Source organism: Mycobacterium colombiense, from assembly GCF_003284975.1.
In the GTDB taxonomy this organism is placed as follows: Bacteria; Actinomycetota; Actinomycetes; order Mycobacteriales; family Mycobacteriaceae; genus Mycobacterium; species Mycobacterium europaeum_A.
On sequence record NZ_QMEU01000013.1, the window covers coordinates 37,532 to 62,372 of the forward strand.

The following is a 24,841-nucleotide window of genomic DNA, read 5'->3' on the forward strand; positions in this document are numbered from 1 at the left end:
GTGCGCTTACCCCCCATGGTTACCCGAACCGCGCCGCGGCGACCAAAGTAATCTTCGACATCGTGACCGAGCCGACCCGCGCGCAGCTGGCTGACGGTCGTGAGCTGCTGTTCTTCGCACTGCCGGGGCATCACCCGGCGCCGGTCGAAGATCGCCGGCCGCTGCCGGCGCGTGCCACTGAGCCGTCCGAGCAGTCTCAGCTGCGGTTCGACCGGTCCACCGGGCAGTGGGTGATCATCGCGGCGCTGCGCCAGGACCGCACCTACAAGCCGCCACCCGAGGCGTGCCCGCTGTGCCCGGGTCCGACCGGGCTGACCAGTGAGGTGCCCGCGCCCGACTACGACGTCGTCGTCTTCGAGAACCGATTCCCCAGCCTGTCCGGCGCGCTGCCGTCGTCGCCGGTTTCGCCGCCCGTGCCCGCCGACGACGGCTTTGCGGCCGCGCCCGGGCACGGCCGCTGCGAAGTGATCTGCTTTTCGGCCGACCACACCGGATCCGTCGCCGCGCTCGAGCCGGCGCACGCACGGCTGGTCGTCGAGGCGTGGCGGCACCGCACCGCCGACCTGATGGCCAGGCCCGGCATCGAGCAGGTGTTCTGTTTCGAGAACCGCGGCGAGGAGATCGGGGTGACGTTGACCCACCCGCACGGTCAGATCTACGGCTACCCGTATCTGACACCGCGCACCGCCGCCATGCTGGAGCAGGCCCGTCTGCATCGAGAACGGTACGGCGGCAACCTGTTCGCCGACCTGCTGGCCCGCGAGGTCGACGACGGCAGCCGCGTCATCGCGCGCAACGAGCTGTTCACCGCGTTCGTCCCGTTCGCGGCGCGCTGGCCGGTGGAGGTGCACATCTACCCGAACCGGTTCGTGCGCAACCTGACCGAACTCGGCGAGGACGAATCCTGCGCATTCGTCGACGTGTACCTCGACGTGCTCAGGCGCTTCGACCGGCTTTATTCCGCGCCGCTGCCCTACATTTCGGCGCTGCACCAGTACGCCGACAGCGCCGACCAGGCCGAGGGTTACTTCCACGTCGAATTGATGTCGATCCGTCGCAGCGCCACCAAGCTCAAGTACCTGGCGGCCTCCGAATCGGCGATGGATGCCTTCATCGGTGACGTCACGCCGGAAAGCGTGGCCCAGCGGTTGCGGGACGTCGCGCAATGACCACGCCCATCCGCTACGCCGCCCCGGGGCGGATCAACCTGATCGGCGAACACACCGACTACAACCTGGGTTTCGCGCTGCCCATCGCGCTACCGCAGCGCACCGTGGCGACGTTCAGGCCCACCGACGACGACGCGATCACCGTCGTCAGTGACCGCGCCGATGCCCCGGTGCGCGTTCGGATCGGCACCGTGCCCGGTGAGGTGGCCGGCTGGGCCGCCTACGTGGCCGGGGTGATCTGGGCGCTGCGCCAGGGCCGCCACCCGGTGCCGGGCGGCGCCATGTCGATCACCAGCGACGTGCACATGGGCTCGGGTCTGTCGTCGTCGGCGGCGCTGGAATGCGCGGCGCTGGGCGCGATCACCACGGCCGCGGGTGTCCGCATCGACGCCAAGGAACAGGCCCGGCTGGCCCAGCGCGCCGAAAACGAATATGTCAGGGCGCCAACGGGTTTGCTCGATCAGCTGGCCGCACTCTTCGGCCGCGAGGCGACGGCGGTGCTGATCGACTTCGCCGACCTCACCGTCACGCCGGTGATTTTCGACCCGGCCGCCGCGGGTGTCGCGCTGTTGCTGATCGACTCCCGGCAGCGCCACAGCCACGCCGAGCCGCGTAGTGCGAGCGGGCGGCGGCCGACCTGTCGGCGTCGTCGCTGCGTGAGGTCGCCGATCGTGGGCCCGTCGACCTGACGGCCGTGCGCGATCCCGTCGACGCCCGGCGCGCCCGCCACGTGCTGACCGAAAACCAAAGGGTCATCGATTGCGTTGCGGCGCTGCGTAATTCGGACTATCCCGAAGCCGGGCGGATCTTCACCGCCTCGCACGCCTCCATGCGTGACGACTTCGGTATCACCACCGAACGCATCGACCTGATCGCCGACACCGCGGTGCGCGCGGGCGCGCTGGGGGCGCGGATGACCGGCGGTGGCTTCGGCGGCTGTGTGATCGCCCTGGTGCCGCACGAGCGCGCGGACGCGGTCGGCGAGGCGGTGCAACGGGCCGTGGTCGACGCCGGGTTCGAGCAGCCCGTCGTCACCCGAACCCGCGCGGCCGCGGGCGCGGGACCTGCGTGAGCGAGCTGACCGGCTACGTCGAAGTTCGGGCATACGCCGAACTCAATGACTTCGTCGCGGCGCCGTTGCGGGGGCACACCGTGCGCCGGCCCTTCAAACCCCACCAGAGCGTCAAAGATGTGTTGGAGGCGATGGGAATTCCGCACACCGAGGTCGACCTCATCCTGGTGAACGATGCCGCCCGGGGGTTCGATTACCGCCCGGTCTGCGGGGACCGCATCGCCGCCTATCCGGTGTTCGAGGCGCTCGACATCGGTCCGACCGGCAGGCTTCGGCCCGTGCCGTTGCGCGACCCGCGTTTCGTCGTCGACGTCAACCTCGGCCGGCTCGCGTGGTTGCTGCGGCTGTTCGGGTTCGACGTGTGGTGGTCGAACGATGCCGATGACCGGACCCTGGCCGAGATCAGCGGCGCGCAGCGGCGCATCCTGCTGACCCGCGACCGCGGCCTGTTGAAGCGCCGCGCCGTCAGCCATGGACTGTTTATTCGCCCCGCCGATCCGGAGGAGCAGGCGGTCGCCGTGATCCGCCGGCTCGAATTGGAGCGACGGCTGGCGCCGCTGAGCCGGTGTGTGCGCTGCAACGGCATGTTGGCTCCGGTCGTCAAGGAGGATGTGATCGATGAGCTGGAGCCGCTGACCCGCGAGCACTACGACGACTTCAGCCGGTGCACGCAATGCGGCCGCATCTACTGGCCCGGGTCGCACCACGCCAGGCTGGTCGCCCTCGTCGAACGCCTGCGGCGGCGGATCTGAAGGCCAAACTTACCCGCCCGGCAATTTTTAGATTCCGGGCATGACCACTGGTCAGAAAATGTAACCTAACCCCCATGGGGGTATCCAACTCCTGCACGTGCAGTACCGGGTTTCCCGCCCGGGCGGTAGCGATCCACCTGCGATCGCTACCGATTTCTGCCGCTTACAACGCGAAACGTCAGCCGTGGCTTGGAATCTAGACAGCCAAGCCGCAGCGATCGAGCGGGGCCTGGCCGGCGCGACCCCGCTAAGCGCGGGCTGGTTCCGCTTCTACTTCGAAGGCCACCGCTGGGTGTGGTCCGACCAGGTCCAGCGCATGCATGGGTACCAACCCGGCACCGTGACACCCACCACGGAACTGGTGCTGTCGCACAAGCATCCGGCCGATCGTCCTCAGGTGACCGACGGCATCAACGACATGATCAGACGTCGTCAGGCATTCAGCACACGGCATCGCATCGTTGACACCGGCGGCATGATCCACCACGTCTTGGTGGTGGGCGACCAATTCTGCGATGACGACGGCAACGTCATCGGGACGCACGGCTTCTACATCGAAGTCACGCCGACGGCCGCGCGCAGCCGCGAGGAATCCATCAGCGCGAAGGTCGCCGAAATCGCCGGGCGCCGCGGCGTGATCGAGCGGACCAAAGGCATGCTGATGCTGATCTACGGCATCGACGAAGACGCCGCGTTCAACATGCTCAAAACGCTGTCCCAGTCGGGAAACACCAAACTCGGACTGCTCGCCCAACGGATCGCCGAAGACTTCTCGGCGCTGGGCAAAGAGGTCATCACCGCGCGCTCGCGATTCGACCAGCGCCTGCGGGGCGCCCACCTGCGTGCGCCCGACAGCGGCGACACCACCTGAGCGGATGCGGTGCTATGGCGCCGGACTCAGCCGCACCGCACCCAGATGCAGCCGGTCGACCGCCTCGGCGAACTCTTCGCGGCTCGGGATGCGCTGGTCGCGAAACTTCAACCCGATCATGCGCTGCGCGCGCTGGACCCCGTAGGACTCGGCGCAGCGCACCAACAGGTCGGAGACGACGGCCCGATCGCGGATGAGCTCGCCGCGCATCGCCGTCGACTTGCCGTCGTAAACGACCTGGACCGGTCCGCCATCGCGGAAGTTCTGCTTCCACGGATTTCCGGTCAGCGCGTACAGCTCGCCGTCAATCACGTGGGCGCTCAACGGAATTGAATAAGCGCGTCCCGTTTTGCGCCCGGTGAAACTCAGGACCATGAACTGGTTGCGGGCCAGCCCGGCCAGCGGGCTGCGCAGCAGGACCCCCATCACCGGATTGACCAGACGCATCAGCGCCGACGGCGGGTGCCCGGCGTCCACCGCATACGACTGCTCTGTCATGCGTTCACCGTAGAGGCAACCGGGCGCCGCTGCCCGCCTTTCAGCCGGTGATGGTGGTCTGGTCGTCGATGATGTTGGTGGCGTCCATCAGCGGGCCCTGGTCGCTTTCCAGCCCGTCAGCGTTGAGCTGCAACACGTAGACCGCGCCCTGACTGGGGATCACCACCGTTTTCTGCGCGATGACCCGGGTCTGGCCGCCCCGCAGGTAAGTGCCGCCCACCTGCCAGGCCTGGAAGCCGCCGAGCGTGGACGCCGAGCCGTTGCCGCCGCCCTGGTATCCGGGCAGATTCTGCACCTCGCCCGGAGCGAATTGGATGAGCTTCGCGGGATCGACATTGCCGCTCAGCTTGGAGAACAGCGCCGAAACCGTCGGCGGATCGGCGGGATTGGCGGGCTGGCTCTGCACTATGCCGCCATAGGAGGTGCCGGAGTTCTGGTTGAGCTGCCAGCCCGCGGGCACCGGCAGGTCGACGTTCGGGCCGGGGTCGCCGTGGTGCACGGGTGTCTCGGCGATGTTGTTGTCCTTGACGTAGTCGGCGATGGTGTATTTGGCCTTCGCCGCGGGTGCCGCGCCGGTCTGCGACGACGTCGACGTGGCAGACGATGTCGTCGCCGAAGTGGACGTCGACGTTTTATCGCCGGATTTGTGGTCGTGGCCGCAACCGACGAGCGCCACACTGAGCGCCACGGAAATGGTTGCTAGCGTCAAATGTTTCATCGATCCAATCTCCCGAAATTGGGCCGGTACCAGCGCCAGCCGTGCTGGGCATGACAGTTACCGAAAAACCTCGCCGGTTTGCCGGTATCTTTTAGAGTTTTTGCCGGCGACCCGGCGCGGCGCCAATAGTTGTCCAATTTGCCGGCCGAAACGCCCCACGAATACGGCATTTTCCGTTCGTTATCGGAGTATTAGACAGTATGCGGTCGCGGCGGGCCCTCATTGCGGTCATCGCGGCGTCGGCTGTCTTCATGGTCTTCATCGCGGCGGCCCCACCCCGGGGATACGACGGTCCGCCGGTGTTCGTGGCGAATCCGGTCGACCACGTCGCCACGCTCATCGGCACCGGGACGGGCGGCGAGACGGTCGGGGAGATCAACAATTTCCCCGGCGCCACGGTGCCCTTCGGGATGGTGCAGTACTCGCCGGACACCGTCGGCAACTACGCCGGCTACAACTACGACAACCCGCGCGCCACCGGCTTCAGCATGACCCACGCGTCGGTGGGATGCGCTGCGTTCGGCGACATCTCGATGCTGCCGGTCACCGGCGGGGTCAGCCCGCAACCCTGGAACGCCACCGAAGGTATCGCTCACGACGACAGCGAGCAGGGCGTGCCCGGCTATTACACGGTGCGGTTCCCCGGCACCGGGGTGAAGGCCGAACTCACCGCCACCGCGCATACGGGCGTCGGCCGTTTCAGCTATCCGCGCAACGGCCGGCCCGCGCTGCTGCAGGTGCGCTCGGGCTCGTCGCTGGCGGGCAACTCGCGCGCGACCATCCAGATCGGGGAGGACAACACCACGATCACCGGGTGGGCCACCAGCGGCGGGTTCTGCGATAAGCCAAACGCCTACACGGTGTACTTCGCGATGAAGTTCAGCCAGCCCTTCACCTCGTACGGATCTTGGGATGGCAGTGCCGTTTACACCGGCGCCCGCAGTGCGAACGCGCCGTATGCCGGCGGCTATGTCGAATTCCCGGCCGGCTCGACGCTCGAGGTGCGCACCGCGATCTCCTACGTCGGGATCGAAGGAGCGCGGGCGAACCTGGCGGCCGAGGGCGCGGCGGGCTTCGACGACGTTCGCAACGCCGCGTCCCGCGACTGGAACGCCGCGCTGTCTCGCGTCTCGGTGGCCGGCCGCAACGTCGACGACCTGACCACCTTCTACACCTCCCTGTATCGATCCCTGTTGCACCCCAACATGTTCAATGACGCCGACGGTCGCTACGTCGGGTTCGACGGTTCCATCCACACCGTCGCCGCCGGCCACACGCAGTACGCCAACTTCTCCGACTGGGACACCTACCGCTGTCTGGCGGCGCTGCAGGCGTTGCTGTTTCCGGAGCGGGCCAGTGACATGGCCCAGTCGTTGGTGAACGATGCCGAGCAGAGCGGGGCCCTGCCGCGCTGGGCGTTCGCCAACGCCGCGACCGGAGAGATGAGCGGCGACAGCGTGACCCCGCTGATCGTGAATTGGAATGTGTTCGGCGCCAAGGACTTCGACACCGAAAAGGCGTTGCGCTACATGGTGGACGGGGCGACCAAAGGCGGTGTAGGCCTGGCCGGTTACGTCGAGCGTCGCGGCGTTGGCACCTACCTGCGGTTCGGCTATGCGCCGTTCACGTTGGAGTTCGGCCGCAACGGCTGGATCGCCGACGCGTCGATCACCCTCGAGTGGTCGATCGACGACTTCGCGATCTCCCGATTCGCCGACTCGCTGGGTGACGCCGCGACCGCCGCCGAATTCGCCAACCGGGCGCAGTATTGGCAGAACCTGTTCAACCCCACCACGCGATACGTCTTGCCGCGCAGCTGGACCGGCTTGTTCCGCCCCGGTCCCGGGTTCGTGGTGGCCCCGGAGAACTTCGGCCAGGTCGGCTACGACGAGGGCAATGCTGAACAGTACGTCTGGTCGGTTCCCCACAACGTGGCGGGACTGGTGACCGCGCTCGGCGGCCGCGCCGCCGTGGCCGACCGGCTCGACCGCTTCACCGACAAGCTCAATGTCGGTCCCAACCAGCCCTACCTGTGGGCCGGCAACGAACCGAGTTTCGGTGTGCCGTGGCTGTACAACTACATCGGTCAACCATGGAAGACCCAGCACACCGTAGACCGGGTGCGCGGGCTGTTCGCCCCGACCGCCGACGGTGAGCCGGGCAACGACGACCTGGGCGCGTTGGCCAGTTGGTACGTGTGGGCGGCGCTGGGACTGTACCCGGCTACCCCGGGAACGCCGATCCTCACCGTCGGCGCGCCGCTGTTCGACCGTGTCGAAATCGCGCTGCCGGAAAACAAATCCATCCGGATCTTCGCGCCGGGCGCCTCCGGACCGCACCACCTCAAATACATCAGCGGCCTGAAGGTAGACGGGCAGTCCACCGACCACACGTCGCTGCCCGAGTCGATCATCCGCACCGGCGGCACGCTGGCGTACTCGCTGGCCGCCTATCCCGACAAGCATTGGGGCACAGCGCAACCCGATGCGCCCCCGTCGTTCGCAGCGGGTAGCTCCGCGGTGGCCGTCAACGTTGCTCAACCCGTCGTCACGATCGCGCCCGGGCGCGCGGGCACCGTCACCCTTGATGCGCAACGCATGACCGACGCTGCCGACGGTTACGCCGTCGCGGGCACCTCCTCCGATGTCGGGATCGGCGTGCGGCCGGCATCGGGTCAATTCCGCGCCGACGGGTCGGCCAGCGTCACCGTTTCCATCACGGTCGCGCCGTCGGTGCCCGAGGACTTCTACCTGGCGTACTTGACCACCACCGTCGGCCGAAGCGTGCGCACCTCAACGATTTTGGTGGTCGCACAGGCCGAATCCGAGAATTAGGTCCTCAGACCATCTCGTTTTTGGTCAGCCACCGCATCACCGGCCAGCCGACGAACACCGGCAGCCAGCACGTCAACACCCGGTACAGCAGGACCGAGGGCACGCCGACGGCCGCCGGAACCCCGAACGCGGCCAGGCCACCGATCAGCGCCGCCTCGACCGCCCCCACACCGCCGGGCGTGGGGGCGGCGGAGGCCAGCGTGCCGCCGACCATGGTGACCACCGTGACGGCGACGAAAGTCGTTCCGCCGCCGAAGGCTTCGATGCTGGCCCACAGCGCCAGCGCCGCGCCGAGGGTGGTGCCCGCACAACCCAGCAGAATCAGGGCCAGCCGCCGCGGTTCGCGGGCCAGCTTGACCAGATCGGTCACCACCTCGTTCAGCTTCGGGCGCACCTCGGTCGCCAGCCACTTGCGCAGCGTGGGCACGAACAGGAACGCACCGACGATGCCCAGCGCGATCCCGCCGATCAGGTACAGCAGCGTCGCGCTCGGCACGAAATGCCGCAGGTTCATCGAGGCCCCGGCGGCGGCGCTGAACAGCACCAGCAGCGCGAGGTGGGCGATCACCTGTACCGATTGCTGCAGCGCCACCGCCGCGGTGGCCCGCATCGCCGACAACCCGCTCTTCTGCAGGAACCGCGTGCTCAGCGCCAGGCCGCCGACGCCCGCCGGGGTGGTGGTTGCGGCAAAGGTGTTGGCCACCTGAGCGATTGACAAAGTCCAAAAGTTCACCATGCCGTCGGCGCAGGCCCACAACGCGGCGGCCGCGCCGACATACGTCAGCGCCGACACCAGCAGCCCGAGCAGCGCCCACGACCAGTTCGCCGTCCGCAGTTGGGAGAAGAACGTCGGCGCCGTGCTGATGAAGGGGTACGCCACATAGACCAGCGCGCCGAAGAGCACCAGCTGCACGATCTGGCTGCGGGTGAACCTGGTGATGGTCTGGGGCTTGATCTGATCGGCACCGGTTTGGCGCTTGACCTCGGCCCGCGCGCCGGAGATGACGGTGCCGGAGTCCGGTACGGACCGCCGAATGAACCGCGGCACAGCGACTTTCGTGAGTCGGCGCGATGCGGACAGGATGGTGTCCTTGCCGAACACCTCGATAGCCGCGTGCACCGCGGACTTCGGCTCGTACAGCGCGGACGTCGTCACCAGTAGCTGCGCGATGTCGGACTGCAGTTGGGCCTCGGTGGCCCCGTATTCGGCGCTGCCGAACCCACCGAACATCACGGTGTCGTCCTCCACGGTGATGTGGTGGCTGCGCAGGTCACCGTGGGCGATCTGGCGGTCGTTAAGGACTTTCAGCGATTCCCACAGCCGGGCAACGGGAGTCGTCATCGCGCATTCGTCGCTGGGGGTGCCCAGAGGGGGCCGGTGTGAGTACAGCATCCAGCCCCGGTCCAGCGGCGCGACCGCGACCGTCGCCGTGTTGGCCAGGCCCGCGTTGCCGATGGCGATCGCCATCAGCGCGCGGTGTTCGACGGCGCGGCGCATGGAGGTCACCAGGGGCGCGGTTTCGGCGTCGCGCAACTTCAACTTCCCCCAGAGCTGGCGCAGCGCCCCGCCGCTGCGCTGGTGCGGGCCGTACAACTCGATCAGCGCTGTGTCACCGAGATGTTCGCCATCGGCCGAAAGGATCAGCGGGCCCCGCCCGGCCGGCCGGACCACGGTGAGCCGCGAGACCGCGAACCCCGCTTTGGCCAGGGCGCGCACGGCGGCGTCCAACGGCACCTCGAGCGCGGGCGTGCCGACCACGAGCACCACCAGTGCGCCCACCACCCAGCCGACCGCCAGGCCCACCAACGAGCGCGCCGGGACGATGGCGCTGATCACCAGATGGATGGGAACGAAGGCCAGCAGCAGCGCCCACCACCAGTGCCGCCAGCGCGCCGGCAGCCAGGGGCCCGAAACCGTCAGCACCGCCGCCAGCATCCCGATCCAGCGCGGGTCATCGAGCAACTGCGCCGGCAGCGTGGTGAGCCGGTCGAGGGCGTCGAAGTGCCACCGCGGCGCGGCGAGGCCGGTGCCGCTGATCGACAGCAGCACGATCGCGCTCAGCCCCGCGGTGGCGTAGGCGCCCAGCAGTTTCCACTGCCCGGCGACGATCAGACCGATGAGGATCATGAACGGCAGCGCCACGATCGCCAATCCGTAGATCAGGTACACCACGTCGGATTGGGTCGGTGACAAGACGCCGACGATCTGCGACACGGATTTCTCCAGCGCGATCCACTGCGGGCGGGTGATCAACGAACCCGTGATCACCAGCGCCAGGAAGAGCAACGCCAGGATCAGCCGCAGAATGTCGTTGGTCCGCCGGGTCAACGGCTGCAGCAGGTTGCCGGAAACGATGATGTCGCGCCCGTCAACTCGCATCTATGAAGGATCCTTCGGCTTCGCTCGGCACCGCTGAGCCTTGCTTTCGGCCCGCGCAGTGGCCCGCCGACAAGTTAACTCAATACCGGGTTCGTTGACAGCTTCCACTCATCCGGCGCGCGTAGGGTCGGGTAGGTAGGCGTGCTAGCGAATTGGGGGCGGGTGCGGCGTGGCCAGGACGGACGACGACAGCTGGGAGATCACCGAGAGCGTGGGCGCGACGGCGCTGGGCGTGGCGGCGGCCCGGGCCGCGGAGACCGAGAGCGAGAACCCGCTGATCAGCGATCCGTTCGCGCGGGTGTTCCTGCAGGCCGCCGGAGCGGGCGTGTGGGACTGGTTCGCGGCCCCCAACCTGCCCGCCCAGGTCGCGGAGATCGATCCGGACCTCAAGCCGCGGATGCAGGGGATGGTCGACTACATGGCCGCGCGGACGGCGTTCTTCGACAAGTTCTTCCTCGACGCGACCGCCGCGGGCGTGCGGCAGGCGGTGATCCTGGCGGCGGGGCTGGACTCGCGGGGGTGGCGGTTGCCCTGGCCAGACGGCACCACGGTGTACGAGTTGGACCAGCCGCGGGTGCTGGAGTTCAAGGCCGCGACGCTGCGCAACAAGGGTGCCGAGCCGACCTGCGAGCTGATCAGCGTTCCCGTCGACCTGCGCCACGACTGGCCGTCCGCCTTGCAGGGCGCGGGATTTGACGCGCACGCGCCCAGCGTGTGGTCCGCCGAGGGGCTGTTGCCCTTTCTGCCGGCGACCGCCCAGGAGTTGTTGTTCGAGCGGGTACAAGCACTCGGCACGCACGGCAGCCGGATCGCCGTGGAGGCGCCCGGCCCCGACTTCCTCGACGAGGGCGCCCGCGACAGGCAGCGCCAGACCATGCAGCGGGTGCGCGACCTGATGGCCGAACTGGAACCCGACCGCGACATTCCCGACGTGCAAGATCTGTGGTACTTCGAGGAACGTGAAGACGTGGCCGACTGGTTGGGTCGGCACGGCTGGGACGTGACGGTCACCCCGGCCCCCGAGCTGATGGCCGGGTACGACCGCAGGCCACCACAAGACATCGACGACGCCACACCGCAGACGCTGTTCGTGTCTGCGCATCGGACGAGAGGAAAGTGACTGTGCCCAGGACCGACAACGACAGCTGGGAGATCACCGAAAGCGTGGGGGCGACCGCGCTGGGGGTGGCCTCGGCCCGCGCGGCGGAGACCCGTAACGAAAACCCTTTGATCACGGACCCATTCGCGCAGATTTTCCTGGACGCCGCCGGGGACGGCGTGTGGAACTGGCATTCCGCGGCGCAGTTGCCAACCGAGATCATCGAGGCCGAGCCGACGTTGCCGCTGCAGATGCAGTCGATGGTCGGCTACATGGCCTCGCGCACAGCGTTTTTCGACAAGTTCTTCCTCGAAGCCACCGGCGCCGGCATAAGGCAGGCGGTGATCCTGGCGGCCGGCCTGGACGCGCGGTCCTGGCGGTTGGCGTGGCCTGCGGGCACGACGGTCTACGAGCTCGACCAGACCAAGGTGCTGAACTTCAAGGCGGCCACGTTGGCCGAACACGGGGCGCAGCCCGCCTGCAATCGCGTCGCGGTGCCGGTGGATTTGCGCCAGGATTGGCCGACAGCGTTGCGGCAGGCGGGATTTGACGCCGACGCGCCCAGCATCTGGTCGGCCGAAGGATTGATGCCGTATCTGCCGGCGGCCGCCCAAGATCTGCTGTTCGAGCGCATCCAGGGGTTGACCGCGCCGGGCAGCCGGGTGGCCGTGGAGGCGCTGGGTCCGAAGTTCCTCGACCCGCAAGCCCGCGCCAAGCGCCGCGAGCGGATGGATCGGATCCGCGGGCTGATGGCCGGCGTGGATCCGGATCGTGAGATACCCCGCACCGACGAACTCTGGTATTTCGAGGAGCGCGAGGACGTCGGCGAATGGTTCGGCCGCCACGGCTGGGAGGTGACGGTCACCCCGGCCGACGAATTGATGGCCGGCTATGGGCGTGCGGCGCCCGAGGAGGTTCGCGACTACGTGCCAGGCAATCTGTTCGTCGCGGCGCAGCGCGCGGCGAGCTAGCGCCGCTGTCCACGGCGGGGTAGGCGGTCCGGGCGCGAACGAATACCTCTGCGCCCCAACGTTTTAGAGCACCGATGCGTTGCCGGTAAGGACCCGTCGTCCCTAGTTGTTTGGTGGTGGGTGGGGTTGGAAGGGTGTGTACCACCACCAGTCGGCGCGTTCGCCGATCGGTCCCGGACACGGCGCCACCGCAGGTGGGGGCCCCGTGGGTGGGCGCGCCAGCGATCCCGGGCTCAGTACTCGGCCTTCGTCGTCGCGGACCACGAGTGCGTGTGCGGGCCCGCAGAGGGTGATGACACCCCGATGGTGTGACCGGTGATGGTAGGGACAGACCAGCACCAGGTTGGCTAGTTCGGTGGGGCCGCCGTCTTCCCAGTGCCGGATGTGGTGGGCGTGCAGGCCGCGGGTGGCACCACAACCCGGGACCACACAGGTGCGGTCGCGATATTCCAGGGCGCGGCGCAGCCGCCGGTTGATCACCCGCGTGGCCCGCCCGGCACCGATGACCTCGCCGTGGCGTTCGAACCACACTTCACACGTGGCATCACAGGTCAGGTATCGGCGGTCGGCATCGGAGAGCAACGGACCCAAATGCAGTGCCGCAGCGCGCTGCTCGACATCGACATGCACCACCACGGTGGTGTGCTGCCCGTGCGGGCGCCGCGCCGCCTCGACATCCCAGCCGGCCTCGACCAGGCGCATAAACGCCTCGACCGTGCCCGGCACCGGCGGCCGCTGATCCGATGTGCCCGCGCCGTCGCGTTTCCACTCAGCGATCAGCGCCTCACGATGCGACGCCACCGCCGCGTCGAACGTCGCCGCATCGGGGTGCGGAAGGGTGATCCGGTAGCAGCTGCCCTGCTCGTCGGAGGTCTTAGTGATCGAGGCCAGCGGCCCCCGCCACTCCGGCCGGGGCTCGGGGTCGGGACGCGGTTCGAGCTTGATCGCGGTACGCAACTGGTTCACCGTGGCCACCGCGGCGAGCTCGGCGTAATGCTCATCAGAGCCCTCGCCGGCCCGCGCCGCGATCACCCCGACCTGGTCCAGCGACAGCCGGCCTTCTCGCATGCCCGCCGCGCAGCGGGGGAAGTCCTCCAGCCGGCTCGCGATGGTGGCGATCGTGTGGGCGTTTGCCGGCGAGCAGCCCGTCTTCCAGGCCACCAACGCCGGCACCGACCGCGCCCCGGTCATCCCGCACAACTCGTCGCGGTCGATCTCGGCCACGATCTCCACGACGCGCCCATCAATCGCGTTGCGCTGACCGGTCAACTCCGCCAGTTCGTCGAAGAGCTCCTCGAGACGTTCCTTCGGGGACGCTTCGACGCTGGCTGCAGTCGCGGTCGGGGACATGACGTCATCATCGCAGCCACCACCGACAAGTCCGGGCCGCCCGCGACGGACGTTCGCCAGCGGCCCTAGGAATCGGACGCCGGGTTTCGCTCTCGCTCGTCGCCCGCGTGCCCACGCCATTTGCGGTAGCCGCGATGCGCGGCGAACGCGCCGACGATCGCGCTCACGCACCACACCGCAATCGCTGCGTAGGCCAGCGGCGACGACCGATTCCCGATCGACGCGCCCAGCGCGGTGTAGGCGAATGCCCGTGGCGCCGAACCGATGAAGGCGCCAACACCCATCTGCCACACCGGAACTCCGAAAGCCCCGAACGCATAGGAGGCGAGCGCATCGGAGATCCCGGGGACAAAGCGCTGGCCGACGACCGCCCACAACCCGCCGCGCCCGATCAGGGCGTCCATGCGATCGGCCCGGGCGCTGCCTAGCAGTGCGCGCGCGCTGTCGCGGCTGGCGCGGCGACCGACGAAACTCGCGACGATCGCGGTGCCCACCGTCGCGCCCAGCGTCACGAAGACACCCAGCAGCGGACCGAACAGCAACCCACTGCCCGCGGCCAGTATCGAGCCGGGAACGAACAACGCGCCGACCACCGCCGAGACCGCCACGTAGGTCAGCGGCGCCGCCGGCCCGGTGGCCGACACCACGCCCCGGATCTCGTCGATGTTGATCACCCGCGCCACGGCCACCAGATAGAAGACCACGGCCAGAAACGCGGCGAACACGGCGAGCCGCGCGATGTGGGCACGCCGCGAGCCAGGCCGCGGTGCCGGTGCGGGAGCGTCGTCGTCGTCCATGTCGACCGCGATTCTTCCGCACCGCTGGCCGCCCACCCTATCCGGCTATTTCCAACACGGCGCGGTGCGGGGCCCCCGGGGAACGTCGCTGGTTCGCGCTGCTGATCGAGAAGGCGTTCGGGGCGGGCCTGAAAGACAATGTCGCACAGGCATACCGATACGTGATGGGCACTGGCGCCCGGGCGACGCGGTGTACATCTTCGGCTTCAGCCGCGGCGCGGACACGGCGCGCGCGTTGGCGGGCACGCTCCCAAAGCGCCGGCCAGGCCGCCCCCGCACCTACCTGACCGACCGCAGCCGCTGCCGCAACCCGGTGGCCCGCAGCGCCCGGCGTTCGATCGCCGCGCGGACCGACGCCTCGGGTCCCACCACCCGCACCTTGGTCTTCGCGCGTGTCACCGCGGTGTAGAACAGTTCGCGCGTCAGCAGTCGCGAATCCTCCGGCGGTATCAGCACCGTTACCTCGTCGGCCTGGCTGCCCTGGCTCTTGTGGATGGTCATGGCGTGCATGGTCTCCACCTCGCCGAGGCGGCTGGTCGCGAAATCCAGCGGCCCGGTCGCGCCGGCGATGATCGCCCGCAGTCCGTCCGCGCCGGCCACCGTCACGCCCGTATCGCCGTTGTACAGGCGCAGCCCGTAGTCGTTCGCCGTCACCAGCAGGGGACGCCCGGCATACCACTGGGACCACGCCGGCTGTCCGGTCGCTTCGCCAATCCACTTCTGCACCTCGGTATTCCAGTGCGTCGCACCGTAGGGCCCCTCGCGGTGCGCACACAGCAAGCGGTGTTCGTCCAGCGTGGCCAAGGCCTGTGGCACCGCGCCCAGCAGCGCGGCGGAGCGCAGCCGCAACGCGTGCGCAACCAACACCTCACGCAACCGGTCGGCCGGGCGCTCGGAGTCCACCCACTCGACGTGTTCACCGCCGGCCGTCAATAACTCCAGGACACGGTCCGCGTCACCGACCCGGATTGCCTCGGCCAGGGCGCCGATCGACGTGCCGTACCGGTGCGGGGTGCGCAGGGCGGCCACCCGGATATCGTCGCGACCGGCCAACCCGTCCACCAGGTCGGCCAGCACCGCGCCCGCTTCCACCGAGGCCAACTGGTCGGGGTCGCCGACCAGGATCAGCCGGGTGTCGGGCCGGACGGCTTCGACCAGCCGGGCCATCATGGTCAACGACACCATCGACGTTTCGTCGACCACAATGACGTCGTGTGGCAGCCGATTGCCGCGATTGTGCTTGAACCGCACCGACGTATCCGGCCGGGGACCAAGCAGCCGATGCAGCGTGGTTCCCGGAAGACCCGTCAGCCGCGCCCTGTCCCCCGCGGGCAGCTCCTCGATTCCCGCGGCCACCGCTTCGGCCAGCCGGGCCGCCGCCTTGCCGGTCGGTGCGGCCAGCGCGATCCGGGGGCGCGGCCGGCCGGCACGCTCGGCCTGTTCGACCAGCAGGGCGAGCAGGCGGGCGATCGTGGTGGTCTTGCCGGTCCCGGGCCCGCCGGTCAACACGGTCAGTGCCTGTGACACAGCGATCTCGGCGGCGGCCCGCTGCTCGTCGTACCCGGACGGGAAAAGCCTGTCGTAGGTGGCTGATTCGACGCTCGCGGGCGCCACCGAAAGCGCCAGCAGGTCGGTGCATACTTGCTCTTCCTCGAGCCAGTACCTGTCGAAGTAAAGCAGGTCCCCGAGCAGCCTTAGCACTGGCGGCGTCTGCAGCATTGCGCTGTCCCGCACCGCCGCCATCCAGTCGTCGACCTCCGGCCAGGGCAGGTCGGGCGCACTCACCTGCGCGGGCACTGCGCGCAGATCGACGCACACCGACCCGCCTCGCAGCGCGCGCACCACCAGGGCGACCGCGAGCGCCACCCGCTCGTCTGGCTCGCCGGTGAGCGCCGTAAGCCGTTGCGCGACATGGATATCGGCGGGCTCGAAAACGCAGGCATCGGCGAACGTGCGCAGCAGCCCGGTCGCGAACATGGCTTCGACCGTCACGCGGCCACCCCCCGCGCGTCGAGGAGGTCCGACAGCGCCGCAACCAACGGCCAGGGCGGCTGCCAATCGAAGACCCCCGCCGGATGGCCGTCGAGCACCGGCGTGTCGGCACCACACATGCCCCGCAGGAACAGATACAGGACGCCGCCGAGATGCCGGCTCGGGTCGTAATCCGCCAACCGCCACCGCAAAAACCGGTGCAGCACAGCGCAATACAGTAACGCTTGCAGCGGATAGTCCGAATGCAACATGGCCTCGGCCATCCGCGGCCGGTCGTAGTCGGCGGCGGTCAGCGGCCGCTCCGGTTCCCCGAGCCGGTTCGTCTTGTAATCCACCACCACGAACCGGTGCCCGGTGCCGTCCGGAACGCGGAGCACGGCGTCGATGGAACCGGTGAGGTATCCACGCAGCGACTGATCGCCCAGGCCGGGTTCGGCCAGCCGGTCGGCATACGATGCCAGCACGTCGTCGTGCGGCAGGTGCTCGCGCAGCAGCGGCGCCAGATCCGCCAGCCGGACCTGGGTAGCCGTCGAACGACGGTCGCCGCCAGCCAGCGGCAGCTCAAAGTCCAGCTCGCGCAACCGGTCTGACAACCCGATCTGGCGCAGCGTGATCCCGCCCGTCAACGCCCCCAGCGGTGTGTCATGCATCGGCACCATCGCCGCGGCCAGCTCCTCGGGGGCAACGGCAACCGGCCACCACGTCGAGTGCGTCCGGATCTGCGCCTCCAGCTCGGCGGCCAGATCCGCGGCGAAGGGATCGGCCGTCTCGAGCACGGCGTGCACCAGGGTGCCGAACGTGGCGCCCGCGGGAAGCTCGGCCATCGGCGATGGCACGTCCGGCCCGGACACCGCGGACACCAACGGGATGTCGCCGACTTCGTCGTCGAGTTCACCGATTTCGGGTTCGCTGCTCACCCCGCTGGTTTGCGCCGCCCGGATCAGACCGGAATACGAGGTGCGCCGCCAGCCGGTGTCGATGCCACGGTGGAAGTGGCGATTCTCCAGGCGCGCCGGCACCGGCTCGGCGGGCAGCGTCGGGGCCGCCGCCACCAGCGACTCCTCGATCACCGGCCCGCCGGCCGCCTCCCACTCGCGCAGCCGGGCCAGGGCGTCGTCGTCGGAGACCTTCGCGGGTTCGCACCGGTCCGGCACTACCGGCTCCCCGGGCCGCCGGCCACGCAGCAGCCGCGACAGGCCGCCGTTGGGCTCGTAGTACGCCGGCGACCACCACGCCACCACCTGGGACTGCGCCCTGGTGAGCGCGACGTAGGTCAGGCGGCTGTCGTCGCTGGCGTCCTCTTTGCGGCCCAGCCGCTCGACGGCTTTGAAGTCGGGGCTGTCCTTGCCCCCGACGTGCAGGCAACGCGTGCCGTCCTCGTCGTGGAACAGCACCACGTCGCTGTCCTGGGTGTTGCGATGGAATGCGAACGGCAGGTACACGATCGGGTACTGCAGGCCCTTGCTGACGAAGACGGTCATGATCTGGACGGCGGCGGCGTCGCTGTCGAGCCGGCGATTGCGTTCCGGTGCGCCGCTGCGCTCATCACGTTGTCGGCGCAGCCAATCGCGCAGCGCGGGCAGGCTGTAGTGCTCGCGGTGCGCGACATCCTGCAGCAGCTGGGTGACATGGGCCAGGTCGGTCATGTGCCGCTCGCCGCCCTGCCAGGCGAGCACGCGGTTGCCCATGCCCAGCAATTGGGCGGCCTCGAAGATGGCCGCGACGCCGCGTTCGCGGGCGTGACCGGCCCACTCCCGCAAGGTTTTCGCGATCCGATCCGTGAGCGCGTCACCGCCGGCCGCCAGCGACTCGGCCGTCTCGCCGAAGAACATCGTCGCCGCGGCCGCGCGCACCATGCCTGGCCGGTGTGGTTGATCGAAGGCCTCCAGCAGGCACAGCCAGTCCTCGGCCGCCTCGGAGGTGAACACATCGGAGTTGCCGGTGTAGACCGCGGGAACACCCGCATCGCAGAGCGCGGTGAAGCAGGCGTGCGCGTCTCGGTGCTTCTCCACGATCACGGCGATATCCCTGGCCTGCAGCGGTCTGCCGGCGAACGTGGCACCGCTGGCCAGCAGCGCGCGGATGTCCGACGCGAGGTCGGCGCCGATGTGCTCGCGCACCTGGTCGATCGGCAGGTTCGCAACACCGCGGCGGCCCAACGTCTTTCGCGCCACTACGCGCAGCCGGAACGGCTCGTTGTGCGGCGCACCGGCGAGCCGATGGCCGCGGTGATACGCGTCGACGTCGTTCACCACGATCGCGGGGTCGCCGAGCTGCGCGCCGCGCAGCACCACCTGCAGCCGCTGCAGCAACGCGGAGTCGCTGCGCCAGTTTGTGTCCAGCGTCTTGCGCTCACCCGCCGTCTCGGCCGCCCGCAGATACGTGACGATGTCACCGCCGCGAAACGCGTAGATCGCCTGCTTCGGGTCGCCGATGAGGATCACGGTGGAGCGCCCGCTGAACGCCCGGTCGATCACCTGCCACTGCACCGGGTCGGTGTCCTGGAACTCGTCGACCATGACGATCGGCCAGCGTTGATGCATGCGCAGCCGGGCGGGGGAGCCCTCGGTGGCCAGCGCCTCGGCCAGCCGGATCAGCAGGTCGTCATAACCGAGCACGCCCAGCCGCCGCTTGCGCGTTTCCAGTTCGGCCAGAACGTCATTGGCGAACCTGAGGCCGACGGCGGCCCGCGAGTCCGGATCCGGGTCGCGCGGCCGCAGCTGCGTCGACGGGTTCTTCACCACCTCGCGGGCCAGCCGCAGCGCCTCGCGGTAGTCCAGCACCGGATCGTCGCGCTCCTGGCCGAAGTGGGCCAGGTACAGATCGTCGACGATCTCGATCACCAGGTCATCGAGGCTGTCGAGCAGCGTCACGCTCGCCGCGGTGTCGCCGGCGACGCCGAGCGAGCGCAACACCAGCTGGCAGAACTGGTGGGTGGTGGCGATCGTCGCCGCGTCGAAACCGGCCAGCGCGTCACGGAGACGCTGACGGCGCGCCGCGCGCTGCTCGTCGGTGCCGTCGAGCAGGTGCGCCACCACCTGATTGTCGCCGACGGTGGACGGATCGCCGAAAGCGCGTACCGCGTCGACCATTTGACAGCGGACGCGTTCGCGCAGCTCCTGGCTGGCGGCCCGGCCGAAGGTGATGAGCAGCATCTGGTCGAGCGCCGCCACGCCCTCGGCGACATACCGGGTCACCAGCGAAGCCAGCGCGAAAGTCTTGCCGGTTCCCGCGCTGGCCTCCAGCACCGTGGTGGACCGCTCGGCCGGCAGCGGACCCAACAGGTCAAAGCGTTCCATCTACACCGGGCTCCGCTCGGCGCGCAGCATCGGCAACCAGACCCGGGCGGCGTAGGCGCCGAGCCGGTTGTCTTCGCCGTCGCACTCCTCGCCCGGCCGCACGGGTTGCATCAGCTCATCGAGCGGGGCTCCCTTTCCCCACGCCCGCACGTGCGCCGGGGCCTGGTCCTCACCCGGGAAGCGGTCACTGGATCTCCACCGGTAACGGGCCTCGGTCACCGGGTCCTCGCCGCCGTGCCGGGCGGCCGCCCAGGCGTAGGACGTCTTGATGGGCAACGGAATCGGTTCACGCCGCCCGGCGTCGTAGATCGCCACCAGCTCGCGCAGTATCTCGGTGGCGTCCTCACCCTCGCGCGGCCGGCCCAGGCCCTCCACCCGGGTGGTGGTCCCCCGGCGCATGCGGCCGATGCACACCGCCGACCAATTCCGGCGGGGATCATGAGCGACCAACGCCAGCAACGGGATCCACGATTCGAGCAGATGCTTGCCGTCCAGCCGGGAATACGTCACCGACACCAACCGGTCGTCGTACACCGGTGACACCGTGCCGGTGAGGCGCCGCCCGCCGCCGAGGTCGACGTCGACGTCGTAGGCGGCCGCCGGGCGGTGACTCTCCATGTGACGCATCGCCTCGCGCGCCAGCAGGGCGGCCTGGTCGCGAATCTCGGTGACCTTGCGCCAGCCCAGCTGACCCGGCGGCAGCGTGCCGCGCCGCCACTCGGCTTGCCGCGCGTCGTCGGGAGTCATGCCGCGCAGGATGTCGCCCAGCATCCGGTCGCCGACCGTCCACTCCTCGAGGCCGTCGACGTCGACCGGGATCGCGTCCTGTACGCCGTCGACGTCGTAGGGCAGCGTGAATTCCAGTGCGCGGAAGAAGCCCTTCACCGGGTCTTTGAAGAAGCCGACCAGGTCGGCGAGGATGACGTCGCCGGGCGGCGGGGGCGGCAGCGGCGCCGAGATGAATTTCGGTCGTTCACCATGGTCGCCGGTGGTCGCGCGGGCCGCGCGCAGCACCGTGGGGTCGAAACTGAACGGCACGTCGGGGACCAGGCCGCCGGGGATCACATTGCGAATGTCGAAGGGCTGCAACGGATGTTCGACGACGATGCGGTCGCGCACCTTGGCCGGCGTGGTCACGTCGAGGGTGTCGAGCAGTTCGGCCAGCGGCACCGCCGGGGGACGCGGCTGCCCCGAGTACTCGTTGGCGCCGGTGTAGGTGATGACCAGTTTCTCGGTGGCCGCGCCGATCGCGTCGAGCAGCAATTGCCGGTCCTCGGAACGGATGTCGCGTTCGCCGGTCATCGGGCAGCGGGCCAGCGCGTCGTCACCGTCGACGATGCCGAGCCGCGGGAACAGCCCATCGTCGAGGCCCACCAGGCACACCACCCGGTGTGGCACCGAGCGCATCGGCACCATGGTGCACACCGTGAGGGTGCCGGTGCGGAAGTTGGCCCGTGTCGGGCGACCGGAGAGGCGCCGGGTCAGCAGCGCGCGAACGTCGGCCAGCCGCAGCGGGGTGGCGGCGCGGGATCCGGCGTGCGCGGCGATCTGGGCGAACTCGCGTTGCATCTGACCGGTCTGCCAGGCGTCCGCATCGCTGACCCGGGTCAGCATCGTGGCGCCGTCGGTCAGCGTGGCCAGCCATCCGCTCAGCGGCCGGGCGCCGGTGAGTGAGTCCAGGACATACTGGAGCCGCGCGACGAATTCGGCGAACTGGCCGGCCAATTGGACGCGATTGCTGCTGACGTCGTCGAGTGGCAGCGTCGCGTCGATCCACGCGTTCGAATCGTCCGACATCGCGACGCCGGCCAGGATCCGGTCGATGCCGAAACGCCATGTGTTGTGTACGAAGTCGACGTGATAGGGCCGGCGATGCTGCTGATCCAATCCCCACCGGATGTTGGCCTGCCGGACCCAGCGGGTGATGGCCTCCAGATCGTCGTCGGTGAACCCGAACCGCGCACGCACGGGCGGGGCCTGCGCCAGGTTGAGCACCTCGCTGGCCGTCACCCGGCCGGCCGCCAGCGCCAGCAGCTGCGCGGCCACCCCCAGCAGCGGATTGGTCTGGATCGGCGAGCGGTCCGCCAGCCGCACGCGCAGCTGGTGGGCCGGATGCGCGCCGTGCACCACGTCGCCCAGGCCGAAGTCGGCCACGATCAGCGGCGCGTAGGTCTCGATGTCCGGGCACATCACCAGGATGTCGCGCGGCTCGAGCGTCGGGTCGTCCTGCAACAGTCCGAGCAGCACCTCGCGCAGCACGTCGACCTGGCGGGCCGGGCCGTGGCAGTTGTGGATCTGCACCGACCGGTCCTCGGCGGCCAGCGTGCGCCCAAGTGGGCGAACGGCATTGGCGGCGATGTCGCTCTGCAGCCAGCCGAGCAGTGTCTCCGGGCGGACGTCGCCGGGTAGGTAATCGTCGGTCCGCGCGTCCGCCGGCAGGCTGCGTTGCAGTTCACGCAGGTCTCGTCCCAGCGTCGCGAGCAGCGGATGGGACACCGCGCGATGGCTGACGTCGTCGCGCCGGGGAATCGCGCCGTGCGCGCCGGCCAGCGCGCGCCACAGCTCGTCACTGGGGTGCGGTAGCCACAGATGCAGCTCGTGGTGGGCCGCCACCGCCTCCAACAGCTCGACGTCGGTGCGGGTCAATCGGGTATGCCCGAACAGCGACAGCCGCGGCGGCAGCGCGCTGGGCGCCGCCTTCAGCCGCGCGATGGTCTCGGCGTGACGGACGTGCGGCGGGTCGGTGGCGACCCGCGCGACCAGCGCCCGCCACAGCTGCGGCTGCCAGCGCAGGTCCTCGTCGAGATCGCCGATGTCCCCGTTGCCCCAGTCGACGAGCAGCTGCGGGCGCTGCCGGGCGTAGGAGTCGAACAGCCCGGCCAGCCGGCGCGCGACCTCGTATCGCCTGCCCCGGCGCAGCTCGGCCTCCGCGCCGGTGTGGAAATGACCGACATGGGATGCCAGCGTGCGGCACCACGGTTCGTCCAGCGAGCAGTCGATGACCTCCAGCAGGGGCCACACCATGGCGTCCGGAGACCACGGATCGTCGTCGGCGGTGCCGGTGATCTCGGCGATCAACGAGGCAGGGCTGCGAAACGCCACCCCGGCGCACACCCCGTCGCCGCCGCGCGCCCCGAGCACATGGGACAGCCGCTGGCTGAGCCAACGCTCCACGCCGCGCGCGGGCACCACGACCAGTTCGGTGGCGAACGGGTCGGGCAACGGGTTGGCCAGCAGGGCGCCGAGGCCGTCGGCCAGGAGATCGGTGCGCTCGGCACGGTGCAGATGAAGCGGCATTGCGGTGTCACGATAAACCCCGACACCGACGCGGTGGCCTACTTCGCCAGCGTGAACTGGTTGACGTCGATGTATCCGGCCCGGAATGCGTCGGCGCAGCCCGTCAGGTACCGCATGTAGCGCTGGTAGACCTCTTCGGACTGGATCTCGACGGCCTCGCGGTGGTGCCCCTGCAAAGCCTCGGCCCAGTGGTCGAGTGTGCGGGCGTAGTGCAACCGCAGCGACTGCCTGCGTTTCAGGTTGAAACCCATCTTCGAGGCGTGGAACTCCACGATCTCGATCGCCGGCAGCTGGCCCCCCGGGAAGATCTCGGTGGCGATGAACTCGTTGAAGCTCGTCTGCTCCTCGGTCATCGGCAGCTCACGCTCGACGATCTGCTGCGGGGTCAACATGGTGATGGTGTGCAACAGCATCACCCCGTCCTCGGGCAGGGTGCGGTAGGCCATCGCGAAGAAGTCGTCGTAGCGGTCGTAGCCGAAGTGCTCGAACGCGCCGATGGAGACGATCCGGTCCGCGTACCCGTCGAACTCTTCCCAGCCGTGCAGTAGCACCTGCTTACTGCGCTCGGTGTCCAACGAGTCGAAGAGCTTCTGCACGTGCGCGGCCTGGTGCTCGGACAGCGTCAGACCGATGACGTTGACGTCGTAGTTCTCCAGCGCGCGGCGCATCGTGCCGCCCCAGCCGCACCCGATGTCCAGCAACGTCATGCCCGGTCGCAGGCCCAGCTTGCCCAGCGAGAGGTCCATCTTGCGCAGTTGCGCCTCTTCCAGCGATATGTCCCGGTTGCGGTCCCAGTACGCGCAGCTATACGTCATGGTGGGATCGAGGAACAACCGGAAGAAGTCGTCGGAGAGGTCGTAATGGGCCTGTACCTCTTCGAAGTGCGGTGTCAGGTGCTCTGCCACGGCGGCTACCCGCCTTTCTGACTTGGGGCCATTCGGTTGTTCACGAGCGGGCCGCTCATTCGGTTCATCCCGGCTTCCCGGAAACGCGATAGTCAAACCCAACCGGCCGGCAACCGCGGCCATGGCCGTCTCGCGCAGAACGTGTTGAGCTGTGGCCCAAGGTGTTTGGCTGCGTTGGCGCCCGTGCACTCACATGTGTCGGGGCTAGACTGCGGGCGAACGCGCAATCGCCACCTGGGAATTCACCAGATCCTACGCCGGTTGATGCGGGAAAACAGTTACTGGAGGCAACCAGATGCAAGCTTGGGACGCGATCCGTGCCCGTCGCAATGTCCGGGAGTACCAGCGCAAGCCGATACCGGCCGAGGACCTGGACCGCATCGCCGAAGCGGGCTGGCGCGCGCCCTCGGCGAAGAACCGCCAGCCGTGGGACTTCGTCATCGTCACCGACGGCGACCAGCTGCAGGAGCTGTCCACGGTCTGGCGGGGCGCCGGTCACATCGCCGGGGCGGCGGCCGCGATCGCCATCGTGGTCCCGGTGCCGCCCGACGAGCGCCGAGTGGTGACCGACAACTACGACGTCGGCCAGGCCACCATGGCGATGATGATCGCCGCCACCGACCTGGGCATCGGGACCGGTCATTCGTCGGTGGGCGAGCAGGACAAGGCGCGCGCCATTTTGGGCGTGCCCGACGACTACCTGGTGGCTTTCCTGCTCGGGCTGGGCTACCCCGCCGATCGCCCGCTCGCGCCGATCCGCAAGCCCAACCGGCGGCCGTTCGCCGAGGTGGTACACCACGGCCGCTGGTGAGGACCACGACGAAAAACGTTCGGCGC

General features: G+C 69.0%; 16 protein-coding genes and 2 pseudogenes. 9 read left to right on the top strand and 9 right to left on the bottom strand.

Features of this window, described 5'->3' with window-relative positions:
- The first annotated feature begins 50 nt into the window (after positions 1-50).
- From galT to DQP58_RS07185, 4 genes and pseudogenes are all read left to right on the top strand, one after another.
- The gene (galT, locus tag DQP58_RS07170) at positions 51-1,169 is read left to right on the top strand and encodes a galactose-1-phosphate uridylyltransferase (protein ID WP_112707767.1); all 1,119 of its coding nucleotides are present in this window, start codon (positions 51-53) and stop codon (positions 1,167-1,169) included.
- A pseudogene (locus DQP58_RS07175) lies at positions 1,166-2,241 on the top strand (galactokinase). The gene galT and the pseudogene DQP58_RS07175 overlap by 4 nt, the downstream one beginning before the upstream one ends.
- Positions 2,242-2,246: 5 nt before the next feature.
- Positions 2,247-2,993: a Mut7-C ubiquitin/RNAse domain-containing protein gene (locus tag DQP58_RS07180; protein ID WP_205869364.1), complete on the top strand. Its 747-nt coding sequence runs from the start codon at positions 2,247-2,249 to the stop codon at positions 2,991-2,993.
- Positions 2,994-3,177: 184 nt separating this feature from the next.
- Complete coding sequence (locus DQP58_RS07185) at positions 3,178-3,864, top strand: PAS and ANTAR domain-containing protein (RefSeq protein ID WP_112707769.1); 687 nt, start codon at positions 3,178-3,180, stop codon at positions 3,862-3,864.
- 12 nt (positions 3,865-3,876) lie between these two features.
- Here the strand turns inward: DQP58_RS07185 and DQP58_RS07190 are convergent, their stop codons facing one another.
- Together DQP58_RS07190 and DQP58_RS07195 are read right to left on the bottom strand one after the other, a co-directional pair.
- Positions 3,877-4,362 carry a hypothetical protein gene (locus DQP58_RS07190; protein ID WP_112707770.1) on the bottom strand — a complete coding sequence of 162 codons (486 nt, stop codon included), beginning with the start codon at positions 4,360-4,362 and terminating at the stop codon, positions 3,877-3,879.
- 40 nt (positions 4,363-4,402) lie between these two features.
- A complete protein-coding gene (locus DQP58_RS07195; RefSeq protein ID WP_112707771.1) occupies positions 4,403-5,080 on the bottom strand; it encodes an LpqN/LpqT family lipoprotein in 678 nt (225 codons plus the stop codon).
- Between the two features lie 200 nt (positions 5,081-5,280).
- Between DQP58_RS07195 and DQP58_RS07200 the strand changes: the two genes are divergently transcribed.
- Positions 5,281-7,914 (top strand): GH92 family glycosyl hydrolase, encoded by a 2,634-nt coding sequence (locus tag DQP58_RS07200; protein WP_112707772.1) that lies wholly within the window; start codon positions 5,281-5,283, stop codon positions 7,912-7,914.
- Positions 7,915-7,918: 4 nt separating this feature from the next.
- Here the strand turns inward: DQP58_RS07200 and DQP58_RS07205 are convergent, their stop codons facing one another.
- Positions 7,919-10,294: a lysylphosphatidylglycerol synthase transmembrane domain-containing protein gene (locus DQP58_RS07205; RefSeq protein ID WP_112707773.1), complete on the bottom strand. Its 2,376-nt coding sequence runs from the start codon at positions 10,292-10,294 to the stop codon at positions 7,919-7,921.
- A 169-nt stretch (positions 10,295-10,463) separates the two neighbouring features.
- On the opposite strand from DQP58_RS07205, the gene DQP58_RS07210 reads away from it, so the two are divergent.
- Both DQP58_RS07210 and DQP58_RS07215 read left to right on the top strand, forming a co-directional pair.
- Positions 10,464-11,414, top strand: coding sequence for a class I SAM-dependent methyltransferase (locus DQP58_RS07210; RefSeq protein WP_112707774.1), 951 nt, complete (start codon positions 10,464-10,466; stop codon positions 11,412-11,414).
- A 2-nt stretch (positions 11,415-11,416) separates the two neighbouring features.
- The gene (locus DQP58_RS07215) at positions 11,417-12,364 is read left to right on the top strand and encodes a class I SAM-dependent methyltransferase (RefSeq protein WP_112707775.1); all 948 of its coding nucleotides are present in this window, start codon (positions 11,417-11,419) and stop codon (positions 12,362-12,364) included.
- Positions 12,365-12,466: 102 nt separating this feature from the next.
- Here the strand turns inward: DQP58_RS07215 and DQP58_RS07220 are convergent, their stop codons facing one another.
- Both DQP58_RS07220 and DQP58_RS07225 read right to left on the bottom strand, forming a co-directional pair.
- The gene (locus DQP58_RS07220) at positions 12,467-13,714 is read right to left on the bottom strand and encodes an HNH endonuclease signature motif containing protein (protein WP_112707776.1); all 1,248 of its coding nucleotides are present in this window, start codon (positions 13,712-13,714) and stop codon (positions 12,467-12,469) included.
- A 65-nt stretch (positions 13,715-13,779) separates the two neighbouring features.
- Positions 13,780-14,511 (bottom strand): TVP38/TMEM64 family protein, encoded by a 732-nt coding sequence (locus DQP58_RS07225; RefSeq protein ID WP_112707777.1) that lies wholly within the window; start codon positions 14,509-14,511, stop codon positions 13,780-13,782.
- Here DQP58_RS07225 and DQP58_RS27570 point away from each other — a divergent pair.
- Positions 14,510-14,749 (top strand): annotated as a pseudogene (locus DQP58_RS27570) (phospholipase effector Tle1 domain-containing protein); the annotation flags it as partial. The gene DQP58_RS07225 and the pseudogene DQP58_RS27570 overlap by 2 nt on opposite strands.
- A 41-nt stretch (positions 14,750-14,790) precedes the next feature.
- Here the strand turns inward: DQP58_RS27570 and recD are convergent.
- Genes recD through DQP58_RS07250 form a run of 4 tightly spaced genes read right to left on the bottom strand, consistent with a single transcriptional unit; the run spans position 14,791 to position 24,004 of the window.
- The gene (recD, locus tag DQP58_RS07235) at positions 14,791-16,488 is read right to left on the bottom strand and encodes an exodeoxyribonuclease V subunit alpha (protein ID WP_112707802.1); all 1,698 of its coding nucleotides are present in this window, start codon (positions 16,486-16,488) and stop codon (positions 14,791-14,793) included.
- 11 nt (positions 16,489-16,499) lie between these two features.
- On the bottom strand, positions 16,500-19,802 hold the full coding sequence (recB, locus tag DQP58_RS07240) for an exodeoxyribonuclease V subunit beta (RefSeq protein WP_112707778.1): 3,303 nt from the start codon (positions 19,800-19,802) through the stop codon (positions 16,500-16,502).
- Positions 19,803-23,099, bottom strand: coding sequence for an exodeoxyribonuclease V subunit gamma (gene recC / locus DQP58_RS07245; RefSeq protein WP_112707779.1), 3,297 nt, complete (start codon positions 23,097-23,099; stop codon positions 19,803-19,805).
- A gap of 38 nt (positions 23,100-23,137) precedes the next feature.
- Positions 23,138-24,004 (bottom strand): cyclopropane mycolic acid synthase family methyltransferase, encoded by an 867-nt coding sequence (locus DQP58_RS07250; RefSeq protein WP_112707780.1) that lies wholly within the window; start codon positions 24,002-24,004, stop codon positions 23,138-23,140.
- Between the two features lie 295 nt (positions 24,005-24,299).
- Between DQP58_RS07250 and DQP58_RS07255 the strand changes: the two genes are divergently transcribed.
- Positions 24,300-24,815 (top strand): nitroreductase family protein, encoded by a 516-nt coding sequence (locus DQP58_RS07255; RefSeq protein ID WP_112707781.1) that lies wholly within the window; start codon positions 24,300-24,302, stop codon positions 24,813-24,815.
- Positions 24,816-24,841: the final 26 nt, after the last annotated feature.